Genomic DNA, 23,770 nt, shown 5'->3' on the forward strand with positions numbered 1-23,770 from the left:
ACTGATTACTCTTCTTCGTGACGTTTTAGCCAGTCACCACATTTTATCTCACGTAAACCATCAACAGGCTTTTGATAAAGATAGATCCAAGCACTACCATAAGGTGTTGAAATCAGTTGACGCTTGTAATCTTGATCGTTCTTTTTCAACTCATCAAGCTCTGTCAAGATAGAAGGCGTTATCCGATAGACTTCGCACTCTATTTCACCCTCACCCTCAATAACCGCCGGATAAAACCCTAAATCATAGAGTTTATATCCCACTAATTTATGCTCACCTAAAAGCTGTGCATAGGTCATCCAGTGATGGTTACCTTGGTTTTGCCGTAAACTACCATAAACAATAATTCGCATATAATTTAAAACTCAAATTGATAAAGCAGATCTATTGCCTGATTCATACCAGACACTGCTTGTAAATACAACCTGGGCATCAAGCGATAACGTAAAGTTAACGTCGCTAGCGAATCAAATATACCCACTCCATACTTCACTTGTAGATCGTTGGTGATCTTACCGCTAACCACAACTTGTGAGTTATCCCCCACACCTTGTGTATCAAGCGCTAAATCCGAAACACCAAAGGTTTCACCAATACGTCCTACAAGTTGACCACTTTGACCAACACCTAATCCTATCAGCATTGCTGTCATTTGTGATGAATCCGCATCACCACTTTTATCTAACCCTTCACCTCTTAGCAAGTAGGATAACGCTTCTTGCTGTGTAAACGCAGGTTCAGAGAAAATTTCAACTTTAGGTTTATCTGCTAGCCCTGTCACCCTGACACCCGCAATCACATTATTTGCCGTATTTTCAGGATTACGTATCGCTTCAATATTTAAGTAAGGTTGATCCACAGGCCCTGAGAACAAGATTTGTCCCTTACGGACTTGTAGATCTTGCCCATAAGCTTTGAATTGACCTTTTGGAATATCAATTTGGCCATTTAAACCGAGTCCTTGTTTATTCTGATTGACTTTGAGTGCTCCCGTCAATCTCGCTTTAAGCCCAAATGCGTCCAGTGTCACATCATCGCCAATATTAATCGCTAAATCACTTTGAATGGGAATCGATGTCTCTTTTGGCGCAATTGGCTGTAAGTTTTTATCCAGCATCACCTCATCAGAAGAAGCGGATACCGCAGACTCTGGTAAATCTTGAACAACAATACGTGCCCAAGGAATATCAATGCGTCCATCGAGTTTCAGTAAATTTGGTCGAGCCTCAAACACTAAATCAGGATTAACATCAATACGAACCATCGGAGGTAATGCAACACGTAATTTGTTACCATTTGCGGCTATGACTGCGTGCCATGCATCTAACTTACGCCAATCGGCGTTACCAGTAAGATTTAAATAACCTTCTGGGGTTTCGATCCTACCGCTTAAATCAGATGTCGCACCATTGAATTGAACATCAACATTCCCTTTCGTAATATCAAACGGGATCCAATGACCAACCACTTTTAATTGATTAATACCAAATTGACCAAATAACAGTGGAGATTGAGCATTTCCGCCTAAACGCAGTTGTGCACCAACACGACCTTGAGCAATTTCACCTTTGCCTAAGAACGGTTTGATTAAATCTAATGTCAGATTATCAATATCCACCGTACCTGATAGCTGGCGTTTTTTCTCAAGATCTGCAACATGCACATTACCTTTAATATCACCATTGCCCGCAATACTAATCAGCCATTGTAATGTCGCTTTACCATTGTTAACGCCGGCATTTAAGGTAATAGCATCAAAATCAATTGGTAAAATAGTGCCTTCAATATTCTGTTTTACTGCAACACCTTGCCCTTTCAGGTTTACTGATGCTTTCGGTAAACCTCCTTTTGAGTACCACGTTGCTGTCGCATCACCAGTAAATACACCTTGAACAGACGTCTCTGGCGGTAAGAAAGGTTTGATCATAGCAAGATCAAAACGCGTCAATGTTATTGCCGCCGATCCGTTTTCACCCACTGTTATCGCTTTAGGCACACAAACTTGTGCATTGGGATTTACCCAGCAATGAGAACCAATGGTGACTTCTTGCTTTTCTGCCAGCAAATTTAACGCCATGGCTTTATTTAAACGCCACTCACCCACAGGAGTGTCAAATGCCGTATTATTTAGCGTTCCTTTCCATTGCTGTTTTTCTTTATCAAATGAACCCGCTAATGTCAGTCCACCAGAAACAGGCTCACCTTCCATTTTTAACGTTAGTTTATGCTGTTTTTCTGTGCCTGCAGCATCCAGCGTTAAATTGCGAATAACTAAATCGGCTTGTTTTAGCTGACGAGCAGTAATCGCTAACTTGCCACCAATTTCTTTGTCCGATTGAACATCACCTTTGATAGAGATGGATTCAACGCTGACTTGATCTTGCCATTTAATACCCTGTGCATTGATATCAGCAATAATTTTAGGTGTATTAATATCACCACGGATATTAACCTTACCTTTAATGACTCCTGCCAATCCAGGCACTAAACCATTTAATCCCGGTGCATTAATATTGGCATCTAATGCCCATTTATCACCTAAATGCCCTTCAATATCGAGGTTATTCTTACCAAGAATAAGTTTTAACTGAGGGATATTCCATTGACCAGAATCATTACCGTAAGCATTGCCTCTCGCTTTGATAAGATTATTTTTGAAATTGCCATCTAAGGTAATTTCAGGAATACGTAATTGCCAACTTCCGCCATATAGACTCCCTGTTGTTGCAATACGTCCATCCAATTTTGCCGGCATATCAGGGTACTGTTTTGCCGTATTAATTCCCGAAATAGTGAGTAATGCATTCCAGCTAATTGCCTTACTCCAATCAGCAACACCCGTAATATCAGCATGACCTTGCAAAGCGGCTAAACGTAAACGCGTCAGCTCTATTTTTTCTTCATTCCCTTTCGCATCCAGCATTAATTTTGCAGGCGGGATCTCCTGACCTTCAATATTAGAGCGCAATGAAAGAGCATAGTCGTCTGTCTGACCATTCAAGCGTAGTCGAGTATCGCTAAGTTGATACTGTACATCACCCGTTAATGGCCAACGAACTTTCTGACTTTCAAGTGTCAATTTTAATGGAAGATGTGGTTTTGCGAGTTCCGCTTGAGCATCTAAAGTTGCGGTAACCGTTCCTGTTAAAGAGAGTGCTAATTTAAGCTCTTCGAGTAATGCGCCTTGTAAAGAAAGCGTCGCTTTTTGATCTTTAAAATCTTCAAGCCCTGCCACATCACGAATAGTCGCATTCACATTTAAATTAACAGGCCACTGTTTATCTAGGGTAATTTCCCCATTTAAACTCACTTCACCTTCTTGTGCATCGACATTTAATTTAGTGAGATTAACCTGCTTACCTTGAGTCTTTGCCTCGAACGATAATTGGTTAATCGTAATGGGTGCATCACCACTCATCTGTAATTGCTTACCTTCAATTCCTTCAATATTGATATCAACAGGAATAATAATTTCAGGTAATTCGGCTAATAATGGTTTAGCGAAAATCGCTTTAATTGTCTCAGCTAAAGCTTGTTCTTTTTCTTCTTGTGTTGTCGGCTTTGTTTGAGAGTTTGCACTTACGGCTTCTTTTACCTCTTGAGCCGTTGCTTCAACATTTCCTTCTTCTGGTGTTTTTGGTAATGCCACCAGCAAATCATTAATAAATGTTGGATTTAATGTAACTTGACGACCTTCCCACTGTGCACCTGTTTTAAATTCACCGAGCGAGATTGCCATATCATCAATCTTCACATACGTATTTTCTAATGAAAGTGAATTTAAATAGATAGGTAATGGGGCATTAAGCTCGGTTAAAGGCGCTGATGGAGGGGTTTCTTCAGAAGGGGGAAAAGCACTAGTATCAACATTAACAACAACATCTCGTGTGCCTAATGTATCGACACAAACTTGTTTATCAGTCAGGCACGATAAACGTAATCCTAATGATAATTCACCCACGTTCACATCAACACCGGGCATTTGATATTCAACACCCGTTAAACGCAGATCTTGCCAGCCACCATTAACATCGTTGATAACTAAACCAGGAACCCAGCGGGCTGCGCTATTAATAGCAAAATGCAAACCTGATTGTGTTCCCAAAATCCAAGCAACAGCACCGAATGTAAGCAAAATAATGATAAGGAGTGTTAGTGCGATCCATTTCAACCACTTTTTTATCATAACTCTGCTCCTAACCCGATATAAAACTGAAGTCTACGTTTATCAACGTCGCTCACAGGTAATGCTAAATCAAATTTAATTGGCCCCACAGGGGATGCCCAACGAACACCTGCACCCGCACCTGTTTTAAAATCACTACGAGTAAAGTCGTTAACAGCTTCACCACTATCAATAAAAACAGCTCCCCACCAATTACCCGTAACGTTATATTGATATTCTAACGATCCTACTAGCATCCTTGATGCCCCCGTTAAATTTCCTTTGCTATCTTCTGGAGAAATGCTTTGGTATTTAAAACCACGAACACTTCTATCACCACCAGCAAAGAAACGTAATTCAGGCGGTACTTGCTCAAACGCATTGGTTTCAATCCAACCAAAGTTGCCTCTTACCACAAAGCGATGTCCATCCCATGGGGTACGTATCCAAACATGCTGTGCTTGGAATGCTGCAAACTCAACATCAGAGCCCCATATTTTATTGGAGTAATCTAATGTATAACGTTGACTATCCCCCCAAGTCGGCATCATACCGCCCCGTTGGCGTACACGACTGGCTGTTACCCCTGGATAAAGCAACATGGTTGTATTAGTGACTTCACCTTGGGTAAAGTGGCTGAGACTCCAACGTGTATTCACACTGTATTGCCAGCCTGTCGACATATCCCAGTTACGAGACACATTTAGTGTTGTAGTATCAGAACGGGTATCATTTAAATCGGTACGTTTAAAACCACCTTGAACACCATAGTACTGTTCTAATGGATTGACTTTTAGTGGAATTTTATAATTAGCACCAATAGATTGTTCAGGCTGAGAAACACTGATATTAGAGGTTAAGCTATGGCCTCGTGAATTCATCCAAGGCTTATCCCACTGCATATTAAGGCGAGGACCAACATCAGTAGCATAACCACCACCAAGCTCCACATAGTTACGAGAGCGAGGTGTTACAACGGCATTCATGGGTAATAGGTAAGAGCCTTCAGCGCGCGCTTTAGCAATATCGGGCGTCACGACCGCAGAGTTAAACCACCCTGTTGCAGCTAAACGGCGATTAAATTCAGCCAGATCTTCTGAGGCATAATATTGCCCCTCTTTAAAAGGAACGATATTTTGTAGGTAGTCTTCACGGATTTGGGAGCCTGTATAATCCACTTTTCCAAAACGATAGCGTTCTCCACTATCAAAAACAAAATCCCAATATGAGGCATGATTATCTAAAGAAACGCCCAACTGGCTTTTTTGCATTTCCGCATCAAAATAGCCACGACGGATTGCAAGTCCTGTTAATGAGCCTTTGAGTTTCTCATAGTCTGCATGGTTTAAAACGCTATCAAGAGGAGGCGTATTTTCTTTAATGACTTTCGCATATTGGCTATCTGTTTTAGCGCCACCTTCGAGAACAATATCGACGCCTTTCAGTAAAATAGGAATACCCGGTTCAACTTTAGCGGTTAATACAGATCGTGCCGGCGGTGTATTTTCTTCATAAGAAAATGTCACTTTAGGTTGATAATAACCTAAAGGGCGAAGTCCTTCTTGAATTGCCTTTTCAACACGCGCACGAAAACGCCCGTCAGGTGCAACTTCTTCTGTTGTTATGTTTGATAGCTGGACTCGCGCATTTTTTTCGAGCTGCCCTTCTAAACCTTCTACTTTTAAACGCAAATTTGCCCCATAGGCAACAGGTGCAATAAAAGACAGACAGAGAACGTAGATAACGGAGTATCTTGGCACGTTTTCTCCTCAATATGATTTAATCCATGTGATGAATTGACGACAAACTATTTTAAGCTTTATTGTAGATTTAGTTTATAACAATATTAAGCCTTTACCATAGTAAAGCGTTTACAAATATAAAAATTGGAGTCTACCTTGCAACATAAAGCTTACCAACCAGAGAATGCCTTAAGGGGTACCTCGATACCATTAGAAATATCTGCTAATCATGCTGTAAATGGGCATTCCATTAATGATATTCCTGAAAAGATGCATATCGCTTATTTTGCGATGGGTTGTTTTTGGGGAGTTGAACGTCTGTTTTGGCAACAACAGGGCGTTTACTCAACAAGTGCAGGTTATAGCGGTGGTGTAACAGAGAATCCAACCTACCAACAAGTTTGCCAAGGTCTAACCGGTCATAGTGAAGTGGTGAGAATTGTTTTTGATCCCTCGGTGATCAGTTATTCACAACTTTTGGCGCTTTTTTGGGAAAACCACAATCCATCACAAGGCATGCGTCAAGGTAACGATATTGGTAGCCAATATCGCTCGGCAATTTACACCGTTAACCCAGAGCAATATGCGCAAGCTATTGAGTCTAAAAAACGTTACCAACAAGCGATGAATACTCAAGGTGCGACTGAAGAAATCACCACAGAAATTCAGCCAATGGGTCCTTTTTATTTTGCTGAAGATGACCACCAGCAATATTTACACAAAAATCCACAAGGTTATTGTGGATTAGGTGGAATAGGTATTTGCTATCCTACCGAAAAGTAAAACTAGCAGAAAATAGCAGGGCGATGATATAATTGCGCCCTCTTATCTATCTTTGTGAATAATTTCATCACAATATATTGATTTATCTTCTATTTTTAACACTCTAGTATTACCCTTTGGATTAAATACTTGGGGTGATGTGAGCCTTATATGCTTAATAGTTTACTCATTGTGCTTTTGCTTTGTGCCATTAGCGCCTTTTTTTCGCTGTCTGAAATCTCTCTTGCCGCTTCTCGTCGAATTAAGCTCAAACAACTGGTTGATGAGGGCAATATTAACGCTGCACGTGTATTAAAAATGCAAGAAATGCCGGGCATGTTTTTTACCGTGGTGCAAATTGGATTAAATGCCGTCGCTATCTTAGCGGGTATTGTTGGGGAATCAGCATTCTCGCCTTCGTTGAAAAACTTTTACCTCCAATTTTTTGATGAGGCACTTTCTCAACAACTAGGGTCGATTTGCTCTTTCATTATCGTTACCTCGATGTTTATTTTATTGGCTGACTTAACACCAAAACGCATTGGTATGATAAAACCAGAAGCAATCGCATTAAGAATTGTGAATCCGATGCGTTTCTGCCTTGCCTTCTTTCGCCCTCTGGTGTGGTTATTTAACGGTATGGCAGATCTTATTTTCAAATTATTTAAAATCCCAATGGTCAGAAATGAAGATATTACTTCTGATGATATTTTTGCCATTGTCGAAGCCGGTGCTGTTGCTGGGGTTTTACGTAAACAAGAACATGAGTTAATTGAAAATGTCTTTGAATTAGAATCTCGTACTGTCCCCTCCGCAATGACACCACGAGAAGATGTGGTCTATTTTGATCGTGAAGAAACTGAAAGCGATATCAAAGAAAAAATTGCTACCCAGCCTCACTCTAAATTTTTAGTTTGTGAAGGTGATATTGACCATATTATTGGTTATGTAGATTCTAAAGAGCTTCTTAATCGCGTTATTAACGGACAAAGCCTAAATCTCAATGAAGGTGTTCATATTCGTAAGGCGCTGATTATTCCTGATACATTAACGCTTTCAGATATGTTGGAAAGCTTTAAAACATCCGGTGAAGACTTTGCCATTATCCTTAATGAATACGCCATGGTGATGGGTGTTATTACACTAAATGACGTGATGACAACCTTAATGGGTGATTTAATTGGACCGGGGCAAGAAGAGCAAATTGTGAGCCGTGATGAGCATTCATGGTTAGTTGAAGGCGGTACGCCAATTGATGATGTAATGCGTGTGCTTGATATCGACGATTTCCCTGATTCAAGTAACTACGAAACCATTGCAGGTTTTATGATGTATCGTTTACGTAAAATACCTAAACGCACTGATTATGTGAAGTTTTCAGGATACAAATTTGAAGTTGTCGATATTGATAATTACAAAATAGATCAACTACTTGTGACAAAAATTGATGATATCCCTCCTGTTAAACCTGTTTTACAAGAACATGTTCCTGTTACACAGACGACCACAACAGAAGTAGAAACTCAGAAGAATGAGAATAATAAAGTAGCTGATTAATTAGTAACGATTGGTAATTAATAACTGAGTCTTATCTAACTCGCCAGAGGAAAAGACTCAGTTATCTATCAGATAAAAGTTAGCCCATTTCTGCTTTCAGTAAAACAACCTGTTGGTTCACTTCACTCATAACATTAAAATGTAGCTTATCTCTTATTTTGGGTAATAAAATTTTACCGTAATCGAATTCAAATGCACCCATTTCTTTGATATAAAACCGTCCACGAAATAACGTCTTAACGTAGAGAGCAATTTTTTCAGGGTTATAGCGATTGAAGATTTTCATCTTTCAGTTGTCTCCCATGCTCGTTGTTGAGTTTAATAAGTCATAAAGACTTATCTTTATATATCAAATTTAAAGACCTAATTATAAGTACTAGGTTCAACTTATTTGATTTTCTTATCTGTTTTTACATTTATTGACAGTAAAGAATATAAATAAAGATAGTGTATGCGTTATTTTACCCACTCAATGTTAAATAAATGTATCAGTGATGAGGTATTATTCTTCACTAGCTTCTATGCTTAGATAGAATCTAACGTCGATTTCAATAATAGGACAATGGCTATGCACAAAATAACCTTAGCTGCTCTTTTACTTAGCGCATCCACATGGGCATTCGCACATAACATCACTGAAAATACAGTCCTTCCCGCCGTCACAATCAATGACAAAGGTGAGCTACTTTATGACACGACCAAAGATAAGTTTAGCTACCAAAATTGGAATAGTGGTCTGCTCAGTGGAAAAGTACGAACTGTTCAGCATATAGCAGGACGTAGCAAGGCTAAGGAGATGAATGCGCCGTTTATTGAAGCCGTAAAATTGGCTAAATTCCCACATGACAGTTATCAAACGACAACGATTATTAATACTGATGATGCCGTATTTGGCACTGGTCCATTTGTTCGTGGTAGCGTTGAAGACAGTAAAAAAGAATTTCCTTGGTCACAGTTTATTGTTGATGCCGATGGCGTCGCGTTAAAAGGCTGGGGATTAGAAAAAGAGAGTTCAGCGATTATTGTTTTAGATAAACAAGGAAAAGTCCGTTTCATCAAAGAAGGTGTATTGAGCGGTGCAGAAATTACAGCTGCTATCAACCTTATCAACGACTTAATTAAAGAATAATTTCTGTGTCAGAGCCCTTTTTAAACAAAGGGCTCTGATTTTATAAAATGGTTCTAAAAGATAGACACTCTAAATCCTGGATTTATCAGCGACTCTTTTGGGGAATAATCTAACGTTACCCCTTTCCAATCCGTAACATGTGCACCCGCTGCAATCGCAATAGCATGACCTGCTGCGGTATCCCATGTATGTGTAGGTCCAAAGCGAGGATAAAGCTGTGCTTTACCTTCAGCAACTAAACAAAACTTCAAAGATGAACCCACCGCAACGGTTTGATGTGCACCAAGTTGTGAAAGATACTCTTTTAATTCATCATCTTGATGAGAACGGCTAATCACGATCACGGGTGGCTCTGCACGACGTGCGTGGATAGGCAATCGTTGTCCGCACTCTTCTTTCCACGCCTGCTGATTTGCCGCGGCATATAACACATTTTGAACTGGTGCATAGACAACCCCTAAAACAGGAACACCTTTTTCAATTAAGGCAATATTTACCGTAAATTCACCATTTTTACTGATAAATTCTTTCGTGCCATCTAGAGGATCAATCAACCAATAGCGCTCCCAATGACGACGAACTTCCCATTCAGGGGGATCTTCTTCAGATAATTGAGGTATATCAGGGGCAATAGAAGCAAGTCCTTGTTTGATAATTTGATGAGCGGCCAAATCAGCCTCTGTAACAGGTGAATGATCACTTTTTTCCTGTACTTGAATAGGCTCTGATTGCTGGTAGATTTGCATTATCGCCATACCTGCTTGGCGGGCTAATTTGCTGACTTGTTCTAACATCATAACCTCTCTTATCTTTATAAGAGCAAAAATATCCCTTATAAAAATCAATTATCTTACTGTTTCTTTATTTTAGTCCAGAGACAAAAATAGCCGGCAAAAACCGGCTATTTTTTACTCTGATTTACAGCAGAATAAGAAATTATAAAATTTCTAATAATTCTACTTCAAATACTAATGTTGCGAATGGAGGAATAGCCGCCCCAGCACCACGTTCGCCATAAGCTAATTGGTAAGGAATATATAATTCCCATTTTGAACCTACTGGCATTAATGTTAATGCTTCAATCCAGCCTGCGATAACGCCATTTACTGGGAATTCAGCTGGTTGCCCACGTTGAACAGAGCTATCAAACACAGTGCCATCAATTAAACGACCTGTGTAATGAACACGAACATGATCTGTACGCGCAGGAATTGCACCTTCACCAGCTGTCAGTACTTTGTACTGTAAGCCTGATTCTGTAACTTGAACACCTTCATTTTTCACATTTTCTTCTAAGAAAACTTTACCAGCATCAGCCAGCTCTGCTTGGCGTTCTTGACGAACAGCTTCAGCACGCTCATGCATAGTACGTAAAGCATTGTGTAATGTTTCAACAGGTACAGAAGGGGCATTACCTTCTAATGCATCGGTCAAGCCAGCTAACAGTGCTGCGGGCTCTAATCCTTGAAGACCTGATTCAGTCAGCTGTTGACCGACTTGCAGACCAATACCGTAACTTGCCTGTGATTCGATAGAATCAAATGATGGTTTTGACATGAAAAATACCTGTTTTTTATGAAAGTTAGATCCAAGAATAACAGTGGTAAGGTACAGCGTAAACCTTCAGTCTTGAGTAATGCGGATTATTCATTAAAAACGTAGTCAATTGACCCGTTCCATCGTATTTTGATGTTTTTTATTGGCATTTGTCATACTTATTTTCACAACATCGCAACACAGGCATATAATTATAAACAGGCACACCGCTGCCTAGCCTTATAAATATCAATATATAATGTGTTCAGAGAGGTATTAAGTGAAGATAACGACAAATCCCTATTTCCACGAACAAGGCTATATTGATGGTCTTTGGTGTAATGCTAAAAACAACGAAACGGTTGATGTTATTGATCCTGCCACGGGTGCTTTACTGGGTACTGTACCCAATATGGCAACACAAGAAGCAATAATGGCTGTTGATGCTGCACAAAAAGCCTTACCAAAATGGCGTGCTCTTACAGCACATCAGCGTGGAGCATTATTGCAAAATTGGTTTAGATTAATCACTGAAAATAAAAGAAAACTTGCTGAGTTAATGACATTTGAGCAAGGTAAACCTGTTGCTGAAGCTGAAGGTGAAATTACTTATGCGGCTTCTTTTATCGAGTGGTTTGCAGAGCAAGGAAAGAGAACCAACGGGGAAATTATTCCCTCACCTTCTGCTGACAAACGTTTGATGGTAATTAAGCAAGGTATCGGTGTTTGTGCGGCGATTACACCTTGGAACTTCCCAGCAGCGATGATCACCCGCAAAGCCGCTCCGGCATTAGCCGCGGGTTGTACGATGGTGATTAAACCTGCCAATGAAACACCTTATACCGCATTAGCTTTAGCGGAATTAGCGGCTCAAGCCGGTATTCCCGCGGGTGTGATTAATATTGTGACTGGTGATGCCATTAAAATTGGCGAAGTCTTTACCTCTGATAACCGTGTTCGCAAATTAAGTTTTACAGGCTCTACGGGTGTAGGACGTTTATTAATGCGTCAGTGCTCAGATAGCGTAAAAAAAGTCTCTTTAGAATTAGGTGGCAATGCACCGTTTATTGTATTTAACGATGCTGATATTGATAAAGCCGTTGAAGGGGCGATGGGCGCTAAATTCCGCAATGCAGGACAAACCTGTGTTTGCGCTAACCGTTTTTATATTCATAAAGATGTTTATCAACAATTTAGTGAACGCTTTGTTGCTGCTGTTAAAAAACTCAAAGTGGGTAACGGTTTTGAAGATGGTGTCACTATTGGGCCTCTTATTAATCGCAAGGCAGTTGAAAAATCACAATCTTTACTGGCTGACACGCTAAAACGTGGTGCGACACTACTTTGTGGTGGTGAAAGCGATAAAGCGGGTGAGAACTTCTTCCAACCTACTGTTGTGGGAAATGTTCCCGCAGATAGCCATATCCTTGAAGAAGAGATCTTTGGCCCTGTAGCACCTTTAGTGATCTTTGAGGATGAAGATGAAGTGGTGCATTTAGCTAATAACACGATTTATGGTTTAGCGGCTTATTTTTATAGTGAAAATCCACAGCGTATTTGGCGTGTAGCTGAGAATTTAGAATACGGCATGGTGGGTATTAACACAGGTTTAATTTCTAATGAAGTTGCGCCATTTGGTGGTATTAAACAATCAGGTTTAGGTCGTGAAGGCTCTGAACATGGTATTGAAGACTACATGGAGATGAAGTATCTCTGCCAGGGATTATAAATAATCGTTAACCCAACTTATAAAAGTAAGTCAGCATGGATGCTACTGCTTTTTTTCTTACTATTTTTTCTTATTATTTTCTCTTATTATCTAGAAAAGTTAAAAATCCTTTATTTAACACAAAGATATATAATCGAATTTATATATCCTTAGTCTATTTATTACTAATATAAAAATAAAAACAACCTCTTTTATAAAAGTGGATATTATTTCTCTAAATAAAATTTAAAAGACAAAGAAAACAAATATCCTAACAATCAAAATAATCATCATAAAATATGACATAATAAGAAATAAAAACACAAGTACTATTAAATTAACTTTTTAATTAGTTAATCTAATAACGAGTATTTTTAATTGCATAAAACTATAAATTTTATTAATCTAATCCAAATTTATAAAAAAGGATTTTTTATATGGGCTATATATACGATACCACCGTTATTGATTGGGACAGAGAAGAACAATACAACAATAAGAAAAGAATTGAACGGATCCTTAATGATACCGAAGATGATGAAAATGTTGCAGCACTTATCACCCTTGAAGAAGCTGATTATGTTCTAAAAAATTTATCAACCCCAACACCTTATAAATCATCGAAAGACACTTTATTTAGTGTTGGTGATATTGCTTCATCATATTCTGGAAATATCTATGAATTATATAGAGTCGAAAGGATTATTAATGAGTTTAGAAATATTAATATCACAGCGACTGAATATGTAGGTAAAAATGGAAATGTCTATATAAGAATTTCAGGTCATGCGGGCGTTAGAACTTATTTAAATGCAACTCGATACTTAGCAAATAATCCTCGTATTATATATATGGGGGTAGGAACCCAAGGAATGAATTCAGTTTCAACAGGGGGAGTACGTTTTGCAATTGTTTTTTCAGCAGCTTATAGAGTTGTAGAGCTAATATTTAGAGATGAATATGATCTCACCAATTTTTTCGTAAATATAACGATGGATATGGCAAAATTGGCTATTGCAACACAAGTAAGTGCATCCATAGTTGGTGTTTTAACAACATTAGGAATAATTGCTGGAGGAAGTGTCATTATTGTCTCTGTAGGAATATTTTTACTGGGGGTTGCAATTTCATATTTTCTCTACAAGTTAGATGATGAATTTAAGATAAGTGAAACCATAATAAAAAATCTAAAATCTTATCGAGACAAAAAACCTGAAACACCTTATCATCCTGATCAATTTTTTACACAATGGGGAAGACTTAGCCGTGGATAAAATAAACCCATTTAAATTATATTCAATATCTCTATTTATTTTATTATTATCTGTTTTTTGTTCTTACTTTTCAATTTCATATTATATTGAATATTTTTCAATGAAAGAACGTATACTATTCTCTTTTCAGACAGCATTATTATTTTTTGGGACCCCGCTACTAGTATATTTTTCTTATTTAATATTCATTTGTGCATATAAGAAAAAAACAAAAAAAATGAATAATAAAATCGCCGGTTATCTTGCTATTATTGCAATAGCTGGAATTGTTTTTAGTTTCTTTTTTTCATTTTATGTCAGATATGATTTAGTCTCTAAGGGATATTATATTTGCTATAAACAATCAATCTTTGCACCAAGCGAATATGTTATATCAAAAGATATGTGTAAATAGCACATATCTTTTAATTATGTTGTAAATCCTACTTAATCATATCACTATTAATACTGTAACTAGAGGTATTACCGACTAAATGATTTCTTGAGATTGAAGTATATTTCATTTGAATACGCTGATATGGCATTGATTCATTATCATTTATTGAATCAGGGAAAATATCAGAAACTTCAATGAGAGAAACTTCCGTCAATTTCATTTCATAATATTTTTCAAGTTGCCCATGTTGGCTTGTTCTATAAAAAGTGAATATTGCTTCTAAGACTTCGTTATTATCTAAAGCTGTTGAAAGCTGTTGAAAGCAGTGGTGATGATTTATCTATAGGCTTAGTAAATATAACTGGTTGATAAGATGCATTTTGTGTACGAAAAGAACCATTATTTAAACTAATCACTTGAATTTCATCCTCATGATTAAGTTGATAACGGTTTCCTATCGAATCGAGAGATGAACAACCTACAGAAATTAATCCTTGGACTTTTCCTTTTAACGTTAAATAAACAGGATATGCCATAAAAATTCCTTTTAAAAAATTAATAAACAATTAATTATATCTATATAAAATAATAAAAATAAAGAGGCTTAGCTTTATATCATTTATATTATCACCAAATAAATATAAGTATACTGACCCGCTAAATGACTTCCTTACGGATTATTTTATTATTCTTTTTATATCACATAATTAATTTAAAAAAATCTAGCATTCCTTTGCTAAAGATTTTTATTATTTTATTTTCTATTTATTTTACTTAAATCAGTGATAAAGCATTTCATGAACAATATCATCTGCTTTCATGGAATAAGGGTAATACGTTGGCCAGTTACTTAGTTCTTTAAGTAATTCATCTTGCGATATATTGCCCATATATAAATGGAAGTGCCCTGCTTTCTCTGGCGCAATAATATGGTCGCTAAATTGAATAAATTTAGGTGCTTGGCTTTTGACATCATCACAACGGAAAAGATAACGTACGCCTTTTTTACCAGACTCATAATGCAGAATACGATAACCATCATAGTGATATTCACAGCTATCGACATTCTCGCCACGATGGAACTCAATAATATTGTTTTCAATACCAATCATATCCACATCCGTTTTATAGCCTTGTGCGTAATAGGCTCGGTACTCTTCAACCGTTTTATCTTTTTTCGTTTCCGCTTTCTTTTGCAAAACCTCATCTAACTCGCCACTAAGAAGATAAGGCTCTACAGATTGCCATACGCCATCCCAATCACTAAGTTGACGATCAAGAACATCCTTATCTTCAAAAATCCCATTCGCTGCATCTCGCTGTGCTTGTGTTTGTACTTTTTCATGATGGTGACCATGCGCTAAAACAGACATTGCACTCCCCAATAACCCCATGATTAAAACACAAGAAAAAACTGGCTTTTGCATAGTTTCACCCCTGAACCGCTTTAAAACGTGGATTTGACTTACAAATCACATAAAGACGACCACGGCGACGCACCACTTTGCAATCTGGATGGCGTTGTTTAGCACTTTTCAATGAGCTTAATACCTGCATTATTTCCTCCTTACTTAATAAATTGACCAAAACGTTTATTAAAGCGTGCGACATTACCTTCTTGAGAATGTGTCTTTTGCTTACCGGTATAAAATGGGTGTGATTGAGAGGAGACATCTAATGTCACATAAGGGTATGTTTGCCCTTCATACTCGATTGTTTTTTCTGTTTGGATGGTTGAACCCACTTTAAAATAAGCATCTGCACTCGTGTCATGGAAAATCACTGTTCGATATTGAGGATGAATACCTAATTTCATAATAAACCTCACTTCAATTGAAATGTTATAATATAACAATTTGGATTTTGCTAATGTACCGCTTTTTAATTTTATTGACCAGTTTTTTTTGATCTGTTTTGCTATCTCAAGAAGAGGAACGGTGTTTGGGGGAGGGCTTTTTTAAGTGATATAAGTGGATTTTCTGGCTTTTTTTTGTCCAGCCTTCCTATTTTCCGCTAAAGTTATACAAAGACGGCAAAACAAATAGGATTTATTATGACTAATTGGCGCGATAAGCTTTTCAGTAAGTCACCTCTGTCTATCGACCTTACAATAGACTTTCCTAACGTTTGTCCTTCTTCTATTCCTTCAATTCTTTCACAACTAGCACCTTATGAAATAGGTGATACACCTTTACCTGATGAATTAAATCTATTGTCAGATGCGCATTTAAAAATAAAATCGGATGATTCAATCCCTTTTAGTTGGTCAGCCGGTGCTCGGGAAGGTATTATTTTGCACCAACGAATAGGTCGAGCGATTGAACAACAGCCGTCTCAAAAAGCATGTGAAGAGTTTGCCTTGTCACTCTATCAAGCAATCAAACATGTCATTTTTTTGCCTGATAAAACGCATGTCGATTTTTTTTATTCAATAGCCTGCCAAGATAAACTCGCACCTATTACCTATCTTTCACGTCTGATAGAGAAAATAGAACAAGATGAAACACTGAATAATCATGAGGTCTATTTTCAATTCATCTTGTGGATCTTAAAGTTAAGTCCTGATAAGAATCCGATCAAAATTGCCTTAGGGCTATTAGGATCGTTTAACGATAGTACTTCTCAACGTTTACTTTTATTGTTTGCCCTTCACCCTGAATTTACACTTTATGCCATTCGTTCGCTAAAACAGCGCCTCTCTTGTGAAGAATTCGAGCCTTTTTTATATTCCCTAGGTCAACGAACTAAAGGCTGGGGACGTATCCAATTTATCGAACATCTGCCCTCAACACTGTCTATTAATAATCGCTATTGGCTACTGACTGAAGGGTATAAAAATAATGTGATGACAGAATATGTGGCCTATGACTGTGTCACAAAAGGGGCATTATTAGAGATGTTGAACACGTACCCTTTAGATAATGAGTTACTGCTTGGTTGTAGTGATCTTTTACGCGCACTGCTTAATGGAGGACCTGCAAAAGATATCTATGATTATGTAGAAGGCGCTCAAGCGTGTAATACTTTTATTTCACAAGTCGATACTTTGCCACCTAAAGAATTAAAACACCTTCATTGCGTCTGTGAAATCGCCGACTTTGTGCAAAATAGTGGTGAAGATTGGTTATTACTCGAGTCTCTCGGCTGGAACGATCATTGCCAACAACAAATTATCTCAACGTCACAAAATACGATCCAAAAACCAGAATGGTCAACACTCATTATCGAAGCATTACAAAACCCTTCTCGTTCAAAAAATTACCAAGCAAGCCTTGTTGCGAAATCTCTTCGCCTTGATATTTGGGAATTACTCTTTTCACTACAAAAAGAGAATCCCAATGCGGATTGGTGGCACCAATTAATGCAAACGGATGCTTCTCACAAAATAGAAAGAGTAGTGAAACTTGCAGAACAACAAATTGAATTAATAGCATTAGACAGCACAGATGATCCATTAATAGCTACCGACTCTGAATATCTGCCTCATCATGCCGTTGAATATATTATGCAAGATCTTGGTGGTTTTCCTGGTATCGGTTGGTCGCTTATCAAAAGGCAATTACGCAGTCCGACCTTGCGCGATAGAAATATGGCGCTGAATGTACTTTCAACATGGTCTGACACATTATTGCCTCATGATCTTTATGGTGAGTTAACACAGGCTTTAACCATAGAAACTGATAAAAATGTGTATCAACGTATGAAACTATTTTTAGTTAACCATCAAGGGAATAAAGAACATTAACGGTTAGAGTGAATAGATAATTCTGAAAAGAATTCAGGGAGCAGGTTAGGATCATGGTTCGTGCTAGTATGGCTACAAGGAATAAAAAAGATGTTACAGCAATTCATAATACTGATTCACAGATCAATAATGAGGTGAATATGGGCAAATTCCCTGGCTTACATCGTCGAGCAATACTGGTTATTGCGATTGCTTTATTGGTCGTATTTTTTTGGCCGACAAGTGAAAACACGCGTGAGCCACCTCAACCATCATCATCAACGCATGATCTGCCTGTACCAATAGCATCTACAAATGATCCAGCGTATCAAACACCGATCCCTCCAACACAAGATAGCTTAAATGCCGAGCAGGGCGTTTCTCCATCAACAGAGGAACCAGCGACAAACGATCCTGAAGAGAATATAGCTCAAACAACACCGTTACAAAACACACAATCAACACCAGCGCAAACATGGCAAACTTATACCATTAAAGAGGGACAAACCTTAGCGCAACTTTTTAGAGACAATCAACTTCCTGTCAATGATGCATTTTCTATGGCGAAATCAGAAGACCAACAAAAATCCTTAAGCCAATTACGCTCAGGGCAATCTATTCGTTTACAGCGTAATCCACAAGGTGATGTCAGTATGTTAGAAGTGACAAATAGCGCCGGTACTGTTATCACTTACACTCGTTTGAGTGATGGAAGTTATTACCGTACACCATAGATAGTAAGAAAAGCATTTATTTATCCCAAAAAAAACGCCAGCTTAGCTGGCGTTTTTCTTTATCAACATTAACTGTTTAATCAGAGATTATTCAGCAACGATGATAACATTCAGTTCAGCGAATACGTCACTGTGAACTTGGAAGTGAACTTCGTGGTCACCAGTAGTACGCAGAACGCCATTTGGCAGGCGAACTTCGCTCTTACACATTTCAACGCCAGCTGCAGTTACTGCATCAGCGATGTCACGAGTACCGATTGAACCAAACAGTTTACCTTCGTCACCCGCTTTAGAGCTGATAGTGACAGAACCCAGTGCATTGATCTTCGCTGCACGAGCTTCAGCTGCTGCTAAAGTTTCAGCTAATTTAGCTTCTAACTCAGCACGACGCGCTTCGAAAAACTCGATGTTTTTCTTAGTCGCAGAAACAGCTTTACCCTGTGGGATTAAATAGTTACGAGCATAGCCCGATTTTACGTTAACCTGATCACCCAGGCTACCCAGATTCGCTACTTTATCAAGCAGAATAATTTGCATTACCTTATCCTCTACAAGTCATTAATGGACTATATACCTATTACTGATGACGATCAGTATAAGGTAATAAAGACAGGTAGCGTGCGCGCTTGATAGCACGAGCCAGCTGACGCTGGTATTTTGCACGAGTACCGGTGATACGACTTGGTACAATTTTACCACTTTCAGTGATATAGTTTTTCAGCGTAGCGATATCTTTATAATCGATCTCTTGTACGCCTTCTGCTGTGAAACGGCAGAACTTACGACGACGGAAATAACGTGCCATATGGCTAGTCTCCAGAATCTATCAATTCAATCTGCTCGGCATGAAGCACCAATTTAAATAATCCATTTCGCGCCTGATGGCTACTAATGAATCCAGAAACGGTGATTTGGCTGCCGACCGTTATACTGTGAGTAACTGCTTGTAACGCTTTCCCGCTAGCAATAATGGGCATTCGGCACCATGATTGTCTTTTTAATCCCGCCTCTTCTTGTATTGAACGGTGTTCAATAACAAATTGACAGTGCGGGATCCCAGCGGGGCTAACTTTTCGAATTAATGCTTTGCACACTGTGCCCGTTAGCACCAAATGATTATTAGCCGTCACAGCACTAATTACTCTTCAGAATCCTCTGCTACATCATCAACTTCATCTTCATCATCTAGGTCATCAGCGATATCACGACGGCGTTCGTCTTTTGCTTTAACCATTGGAGAAGCTTCAGTTACTGCGTGTTTAGTACGCATAATCATGTTGCGGAGAACGGCATCGTTGAAACGGAAAGTAGTTTCCAGTTCATCAATCACTTCCTGCGGAGCTTCAACGTTCATCAGAACGTAGTGTGCTTTGTGCAGTTTGTTGATTGGATAAGCTAATTGACGACGACCCCAGTCTTCTAGACGGTGGATCTGACCATTTGCATTAGTGATAGCGGTTTTATAACGCTCGATCATGCCCGGAACTTGTTCGCTCTGGTCAGGATGAACCATAAAAACGATTTCGTAATGACGCATTTGATATTGCTCCTTACGGATTTATCAGCCTCCTGTCAGGGTCAGTCACCACCCATGGAGGCAAGGAACTTGTTTAAGTTGTGACTGAAAAAATTGACGCGTAACTATACCCCCGCGGCCAATAAAACTCAAGGGAGTATAGAGAATAAAATAAACTCAGCGGTTATTTCACAATAATACGCTGGCGCATCGCTTCAAATAGGCAAACGCCGGTTGCTACAGAAACGTTAAGTGAAGACACAGTGCCTGCCATTGGGATGCTAATTAGCTCATCACAATGCTCACGTGTTAAACGACGCATACCTTCACCTTCAGCGCCCATCACTAATGCCATTGGACCTGTGAGTTTGCTTTGATATAAAGTATGGTCTGCTTCACCTGCTGTGCCAACAATCCAGACGTTCTCTTCTTGTAAGAAACGCAATGTCCGAGCAAGGTTAGTCACTTTAATTAAAGGAACACTTTCTGCTGCACCACAAGCCACTTTTTTGGCTGTTGCATTTAATTGCGCGGAACGATCTTTCGGAACGATAACAGCATGCACGCCGGCTGCATCTGCGCTACGTAAACAAGCCCCTAAATTATGGGGATCAGTAACGCCATCTAGCACTAATAAGAAAGGTGTACCGACGTTAGCTAATAAGTCTGGTAAATCTTGTTCTTGGTACTGACGACCTGGTTTTACTTTAGCAATAATACCTTGGTGAACAGCACCCTCTGTTTGACTATCTAGCCATTGGCGATTAGCCACTTGAACGAGAATACCTTGAGCTTCTAATTCATGAATAACAGGAGTTAAACGGCGATCTTCACGCCCTTTTAATACATAAACTTCTTTAAAACGTGCAGGATCACGCTCAAGTAATGCAGTTACTGCGTGAATACCATAAATAATTTCTTCGCTCATAGCGGTACTTACTCATTAAAAAATAAAAGGCACAAAACAGATAAAAGGCGGAGTCTCCGCCTTTTAAAAAAGAGACAGAAGAACGAAACTTTAGGCGTTATCGCGTTTGGCAGCACGTTTAGCTTTAAGTTTTGCCTCTATCTTCTTGGTTTGTGATGATGCTTTCTTACGTTTGCTACTTGCTTTATCTTTCGCAACTTGGTCTTTTACAGCTTTGTCTTTGCTCGCATTACCTCGACCTGATGATTTGCCTTTTTTGAAAGCACTATCTGGCTCAAAGTTTTTATCTTTGCTTGCATCACGACGACGAGATTTGCTAGAACTTGCATTTTTCTTGTCTTTTTCGCCTTTTAGACCACGAACACGGGCTGTTTTACCCGGATTACGCGCGGTACGTGTTGTTGAAATTAAAGAGAAGTCGATAGTACGTTCATCCATACTCACTGCTTCAACTTTTACTTCAACTTCATCGCCAAGACGATACACTTGTCCTGAAGACTCACCAATTAAGCGTTGCCCTACATTATCATACTGATAATAATCATTATTTAATGTAGAAACATGCACCAAACCATCAATAAACAGATCATTTAAGCGAACAAAGAATCCAAAGCCCGTTACGCTAGTGATAATACCCGTAAACTGTTGACCAATCTGATCCAGCATAAAATCACATTTCAGCCAATCCGCCACATCTCGTGTTGCTTCATCAGCACGGCGCTCGGTTAAAGAGCAGTGCTCACCTAATTGCAACATGGTGTCCATATCACTATGGTAACCACCCGTTGGAGTCCAACGTTGTGAACCACGTCCTTCTTCTTTCGCAATCTGATATTTAATTGCACGATGCAGGGCTAAATCAGGATAGCGACGAATAGGTGAGGTAAAGTGCGCATAAGATTTTAATGCTAAACCAAAGTGACCACGATTTTCAGGATCGTAAATTGCCTGTTTCATTGAGCGCAAAATCATGGTTTGTAGCATTTCACGATCCGGTCTGTCTTCAACCTCTTTCATGACTCGTGCATAATCTGCTGGCTCTGGCGTTAAGCCTCCTGGCAACGTTAAACCTAATTCATTAAAGACTGAACGTAAATTCAGAACGCTCTCTTCTTTGGGTTTATCATGAATACGATAAAGTGCAGGTTCTTCGTTTTTCTCAACAAAGCGAGCAGCTGCGATATTAGCAAGGATCATGCACTCTTCAATCAATTTGTGTGCATCATTACGAACAACGGGCTCAATACGCTCAATACGACGCTCTGCATTAAAGATAAACTTCGCTTCTTCTGATTCAAAACCAATCGCACCACGTTGTTCACGTGCTTTATCTAAAGCTTGGTATAACTCATACAGATGCTCAATATCTTTAACGATAGGCTTATAGTGTTCGCGTAGTTCTTCATCACCTTGAATGATTTTCCACACTTTGGTGTAAGTCATTCGTGCATGAGAACTCATCACCGCTTCATAGAATCGATAAGAAGAAAGACGCCCTTGCTCAGAAACAGTCATCTCACAGACCATACATAAACGGTCAACTTGTGGGTTTAATGAACACAATCCATTAGACAGAACTTCTGGCAACATCGGCACGACTTGAGAAGGGAAATAAACAGAGTTTCCTCGACTACGCGCTTCTGTATCTAATGCTGTTTGTGGACGTACATAATAACTAACATCAGCAATCGCAACCCATAAACGCCAGCCGCCTCCTTTTTTACGTTGGCAATAAACGGCGTCATCAAAATCTCGCGCATCTTCACCATCAATCGTAATTAAAGGTAAGTCACGTAAATCAACACGTCCTTCTTTAGCAGACTCAGGCACTTCTTCTTTTAAATCTGCCACTTCTTTTGTGACTTTTGCAGGCCATGTATAAGGAATTTCATGGGTACGTAATGCGATTTCTACCGCAATACCCGTTCCCATGGTTTCACCTAAAATTTCGACAATACGACCTACGGCTTGAGTGCGACGAGTCGGTCTTGTTGTGATTTCAACAACAACCACATTTCCCATTCGTGCACCCATGATATCTTCTTTAGGTATAAGAATATCAAAGCTTAAACGGCTATCATCAGGTACCACAAATCCCATACCTGACTCAATAAAATAGCGACCTACAATTTGGTTATTTCGGGGTTCAATAACACGAACAACACGACCTTCACGGCGACCTTTTCTATCCATACCTAAAGGTTGAGCAAGGATAACATCGCCATGCATCGTTTTTTTCATTTCATCTTGTGAAAGATAGAGGTCATCTTTTTGACCTTCTGCACGTAAAAAACCATAACCATCGCGGTGACCAATTACCTTGCCTTTCCACAAATCAAGGCGTTCAGGTAATGCGTAGCACTGGCGACGGGTAAAAACTAACTGACCATCACGTTCCATCGCTCTTAAACGGCGACGCAACGCTTCTAAGTCTTCTTCACCTGAAATTTTTAACGCCTGTGCTAAATCTTCACGGCTCATGGGTGCCGTGCGCTTTTTCATTTCTTCTAAAATATATTCACGACTAGCAATTGGAGAGGCGTATTTTTCTGCTTCTCTATCCTGGAAAGGATCTTTTGACATTATGACCTCCAAGCTATCAGATTTGATGAAATAGTA

Annotated in this window: 25 protein-coding genes; 8 read left to right on the forward strand and 17 right to left on the reverse strand. The window is 39.0% G+C overall.

Going from position 1 to position 23,770, the window contains the following annotated elements:
* Positions 1-5: 5 nt before the first annotated feature.
* Genes DK865_RS16010 through tamA form a run of 3 tightly spaced genes read right to left on the reverse strand, consistent with a single transcriptional unit; the run spans position 6 to position 5,925 of the window.
* Positions 6-353: a gamma-glutamylcyclotransferase family protein gene (locus tag DK865_RS16010; RefSeq protein ID WP_023583593.1), complete on the reverse strand. Its 348-nt coding sequence runs from the start codon at positions 351-353 to the stop codon at positions 6-8.
* 5 nt (positions 354-358) lie between these two features.
* On the reverse strand, positions 359-4,186 hold the full coding sequence (gene tamB, locus DK865_RS16015; RefSeq protein WP_323368384.1) for an autotransporter assembly complex protein TamB: 3,828 nt from the start codon (positions 4,184-4,186) through the stop codon (positions 359-361).
* Positions 4,183-5,925, reverse strand: coding sequence for an autotransporter assembly complex protein TamA (gene tamA, locus DK865_RS16020; protein WP_109392344.1), 1,743 nt, complete (start codon positions 5,923-5,925; stop codon positions 4,183-4,185). The genes tamB and tamA overlap by 4 nt, the downstream gene beginning before the upstream one ends.
* 138 nt (positions 5,926-6,063) lie before the next feature.
* Here tamA and msrA point away from each other — a divergent pair, with 138 nt between their 5' ends.
* Both msrA and DK865_RS16030 read left to right on the forward strand, forming a co-directional pair.
* Complete coding sequence (msrA, locus tag DK865_RS16025; protein ID WP_228407806.1) at positions 6,064-6,690, forward strand: peptide-methionine (S)-S-oxide reductase MsrA; 627 nt, start codon at positions 6,064-6,066, stop codon at positions 6,688-6,690.
* A 150-nt stretch (positions 6,691-6,840) separates the two neighbouring features.
* On the forward strand, positions 6,841-8,226 hold the full coding sequence (locus DK865_RS16030; RefSeq protein WP_023583595.1) for a hemolysin family protein: 1,386 nt from the start codon (positions 6,841-6,843) through the stop codon (positions 8,224-8,226).
* A gap of 79 nt (positions 8,227-8,305) precedes the next feature.
* On the opposite strand, the gene DK865_RS16035 is transcribed toward DK865_RS16030, so the two are convergent.
* On the reverse strand, positions 8,306-8,512 hold the full coding sequence (locus DK865_RS16035) for a DUF1107 domain-containing protein (RefSeq protein WP_109392346.1): 207 nt from the start codon (positions 8,510-8,512) through the stop codon (positions 8,306-8,308).
* A gap of 282 nt (positions 8,513-8,794) precedes the next feature.
* On the opposite strand from DK865_RS16035, the gene DK865_RS16040 reads away from it, so the two are divergent.
* The gene (locus DK865_RS16040) at positions 8,795-9,355 is read left to right on the forward strand and encodes a YtfJ family protein (protein WP_036914708.1); all 561 of its coding nucleotides are present in this window, start codon (positions 8,795-8,797) and stop codon (positions 9,353-9,355) included.
* Between the two features lie 53 nt (positions 9,356-9,408).
* Here the strand turns inward: DK865_RS16040 and cysQ are convergent, their stop codons facing one another.
* Positions 9,409-10,149, reverse strand: a complete 741-nt coding sequence (gene cysQ, locus DK865_RS16045) for a 3'(2'),5'-bisphosphate nucleotidase CysQ (RefSeq protein ID WP_109392370.1) — start codon at positions 10,147-10,149, stop codon at positions 9,409-9,411.
* Between the two features lie 142 nt (positions 10,150-10,291).
* Positions 10,292-10,912, reverse strand: coding sequence for a peptidylprolyl isomerase (locus DK865_RS16050; RefSeq protein ID WP_006535733.1), 621 nt, complete (start codon positions 10,910-10,912; stop codon positions 10,292-10,294).
* Between the two features lie 259 nt (positions 10,913-11,171).
* Between DK865_RS16050 and DK865_RS16055 the strand changes: the two genes are divergently transcribed.
* The 3 genes from DK865_RS16055 to DK865_RS16065 all read left to right on the forward strand — a co-directional run bounded on the left by DK865_RS16055 (position 11,172) and on the right by DK865_RS16065 (position 14,267).
* Positions 11,172-12,620 carry an NAD-dependent succinate-semialdehyde dehydrogenase gene (locus DK865_RS16055; RefSeq protein ID WP_109392347.1) on the forward strand — a complete coding sequence of 483 codons (1,449 nt, stop codon included), beginning with the start codon at positions 11,172-11,174 and terminating at the stop codon, positions 12,618-12,620.
* A 416-nt stretch (positions 12,621-13,036) separates the two neighbouring features.
* On the forward strand, positions 13,037-13,873 hold the full coding sequence (locus tag DK865_RS16060) for a hypothetical protein (RefSeq protein ID WP_109392348.1): 837 nt from the start codon (positions 13,037-13,039) through the stop codon (positions 13,871-13,873).
* 100 nt (positions 13,874-13,973) lie between these two features.
* Entirely contained in the window at positions 13,974-14,267 is a 294-nt protein-coding gene (locus tag DK865_RS16065) for a DUF1240 domain-containing protein (RefSeq protein ID WP_023583599.1), read from the forward strand.
* A gap of 28 nt (positions 14,268-14,295) precedes the next feature.
* Here DK865_RS16065 and tssD (DK865_RS19085) read toward each other — a convergent pair whose 3' ends face one another.
* The 5 genes from tssD (DK865_RS19085) to DK865_RS16085 all read right to left on the reverse strand — a co-directional run bounded on the left by tssD (DK865_RS19085) (position 14,296) and on the right by DK865_RS16085 (position 16,065).
* On the reverse strand, positions 14,296-14,589 hold the full coding sequence (gene tssD / locus DK865_RS19085; protein WP_407681501.1) for a type VI secretion system tube protein TssD: 294 nt from the start codon (positions 14,587-14,589) through the stop codon (positions 14,296-14,298).
* Positions 14,543-14,785 carry a type VI secretion system tube protein TssD gene (gene tssD, locus DK865_RS19090; RefSeq protein ID WP_231128851.1) on the reverse strand — a complete coding sequence of 81 codons (243 nt, stop codon included), beginning with the start codon at positions 14,783-14,785 and terminating at the stop codon, positions 14,543-14,545. The genes tssD (DK865_RS19085) and tssD (DK865_RS19090) overlap by 47 nt, the downstream gene beginning before the upstream one ends.
* 243 nt (positions 14,786-15,028) lie before the next feature.
* On the reverse strand, positions 15,029-15,676 hold the full coding sequence (gene zinT, locus DK865_RS16075; protein ID WP_109392349.1) for a metal-binding protein ZinT: 648 nt from the start codon (positions 15,674-15,676) through the stop codon (positions 15,029-15,031).
* 4 nt (positions 15,677-15,680) lie between these two features.
* Entirely contained in the window at positions 15,681-15,806 is a 126-nt protein-coding gene (ykgO, locus tag DK865_RS16080; RefSeq protein WP_006535739.1) for a type B 50S ribosomal protein L36, read from the reverse strand.
* A gap of 10 nt (positions 15,807-15,816) precedes the next feature.
* The gene (locus DK865_RS16085) at positions 15,817-16,065 is read right to left on the reverse strand and encodes a type B 50S ribosomal protein L31 (RefSeq protein ID WP_023583603.1); all 249 of its coding nucleotides are present in this window, start codon (positions 16,063-16,065) and stop codon (positions 15,817-15,819) included.
* Positions 16,066-16,302: 237 nt separating this feature from the next.
* Between DK865_RS16085 and DK865_RS16090 the strand changes: the two genes are divergently transcribed.
* Positions 16,303-17,994, forward strand: coding sequence for a hypothetical protein (locus DK865_RS16090; protein ID WP_109392350.1), 1,692 nt, complete (start codon positions 16,303-16,305; stop codon positions 17,992-17,994).
* 68 nt (positions 17,995-18,062) lie between these two features.
* Positions 18,063-18,707, forward strand: coding sequence for a LysM-like peptidoglycan-binding domain-containing protein (locus DK865_RS16095; protein WP_228407807.1), 645 nt, complete (start codon positions 18,063-18,065; stop codon positions 18,705-18,707).
* Positions 18,708-18,794: 87 nt separating this feature from the next.
* Here DK865_RS16095 and rplI read toward each other — a convergent pair whose 3' ends face one another.
* From rplI to rnr, 6 genes are all read right to left on the reverse strand, one after another.
* A complete protein-coding gene (gene rplI, locus DK865_RS16100) occupies positions 18,795-19,244 on the reverse strand; it encodes a 50S ribosomal protein L9 (protein ID WP_023583606.1) in 450 nt (149 codons plus the stop codon).
* Between the two features lie 40 nt (positions 19,245-19,284).
* Positions 19,285-19,512 (reverse strand): 30S ribosomal protein S18, encoded by a 228-nt coding sequence (gene rpsR, locus DK865_RS16105; protein ID WP_000135199.1) that lies wholly within the window; start codon positions 19,510-19,512, stop codon positions 19,285-19,287.
* 4 nt (positions 19,513-19,516) lie between these two features.
* Complete coding sequence (gene priB / locus DK865_RS16110) at positions 19,517-19,837, reverse strand: primosomal replication protein N (RefSeq protein WP_006535746.1); 321 nt, start codon at positions 19,835-19,837, stop codon at positions 19,517-19,519.
* An 8-nt stretch (positions 19,838-19,845) separates the two neighbouring features.
* Entirely contained in the window at positions 19,846-20,244 is a 399-nt protein-coding gene (gene rpsF, locus DK865_RS16115) for a 30S ribosomal protein S6 (protein ID WP_023583607.1), read from the reverse strand.
* 163 nt (positions 20,245-20,407) lie between these two features.
* Positions 20,408-21,139 carry a 23S rRNA (guanosine(2251)-2'-O)-methyltransferase RlmB gene (rlmB, locus tag DK865_RS16120; RefSeq protein WP_161628547.1) on the reverse strand — a complete coding sequence of 244 codons (732 nt, stop codon included), beginning with the start codon at positions 21,137-21,139 and terminating at the stop codon, positions 20,408-20,410.
* 102 nt (positions 21,140-21,241) lie between these two features.
* Positions 21,242-23,734, reverse strand: coding sequence for a ribonuclease R (gene rnr / locus DK865_RS16125; protein ID WP_023583609.1), 2,493 nt, complete (start codon positions 23,732-23,734; stop codon positions 21,242-21,244).
* Positions 23,735-23,770: the final 36 nt, after the last annotated feature.

The sequence above is a fragment of the Proteus cibi genome, assembly GCF_003144405.1.
Taxonomy (GTDB): Bacteria; Pseudomonadota; Gammaproteobacteria; order Enterobacterales; family Enterobacteriaceae; genus Proteus; species Proteus cibi.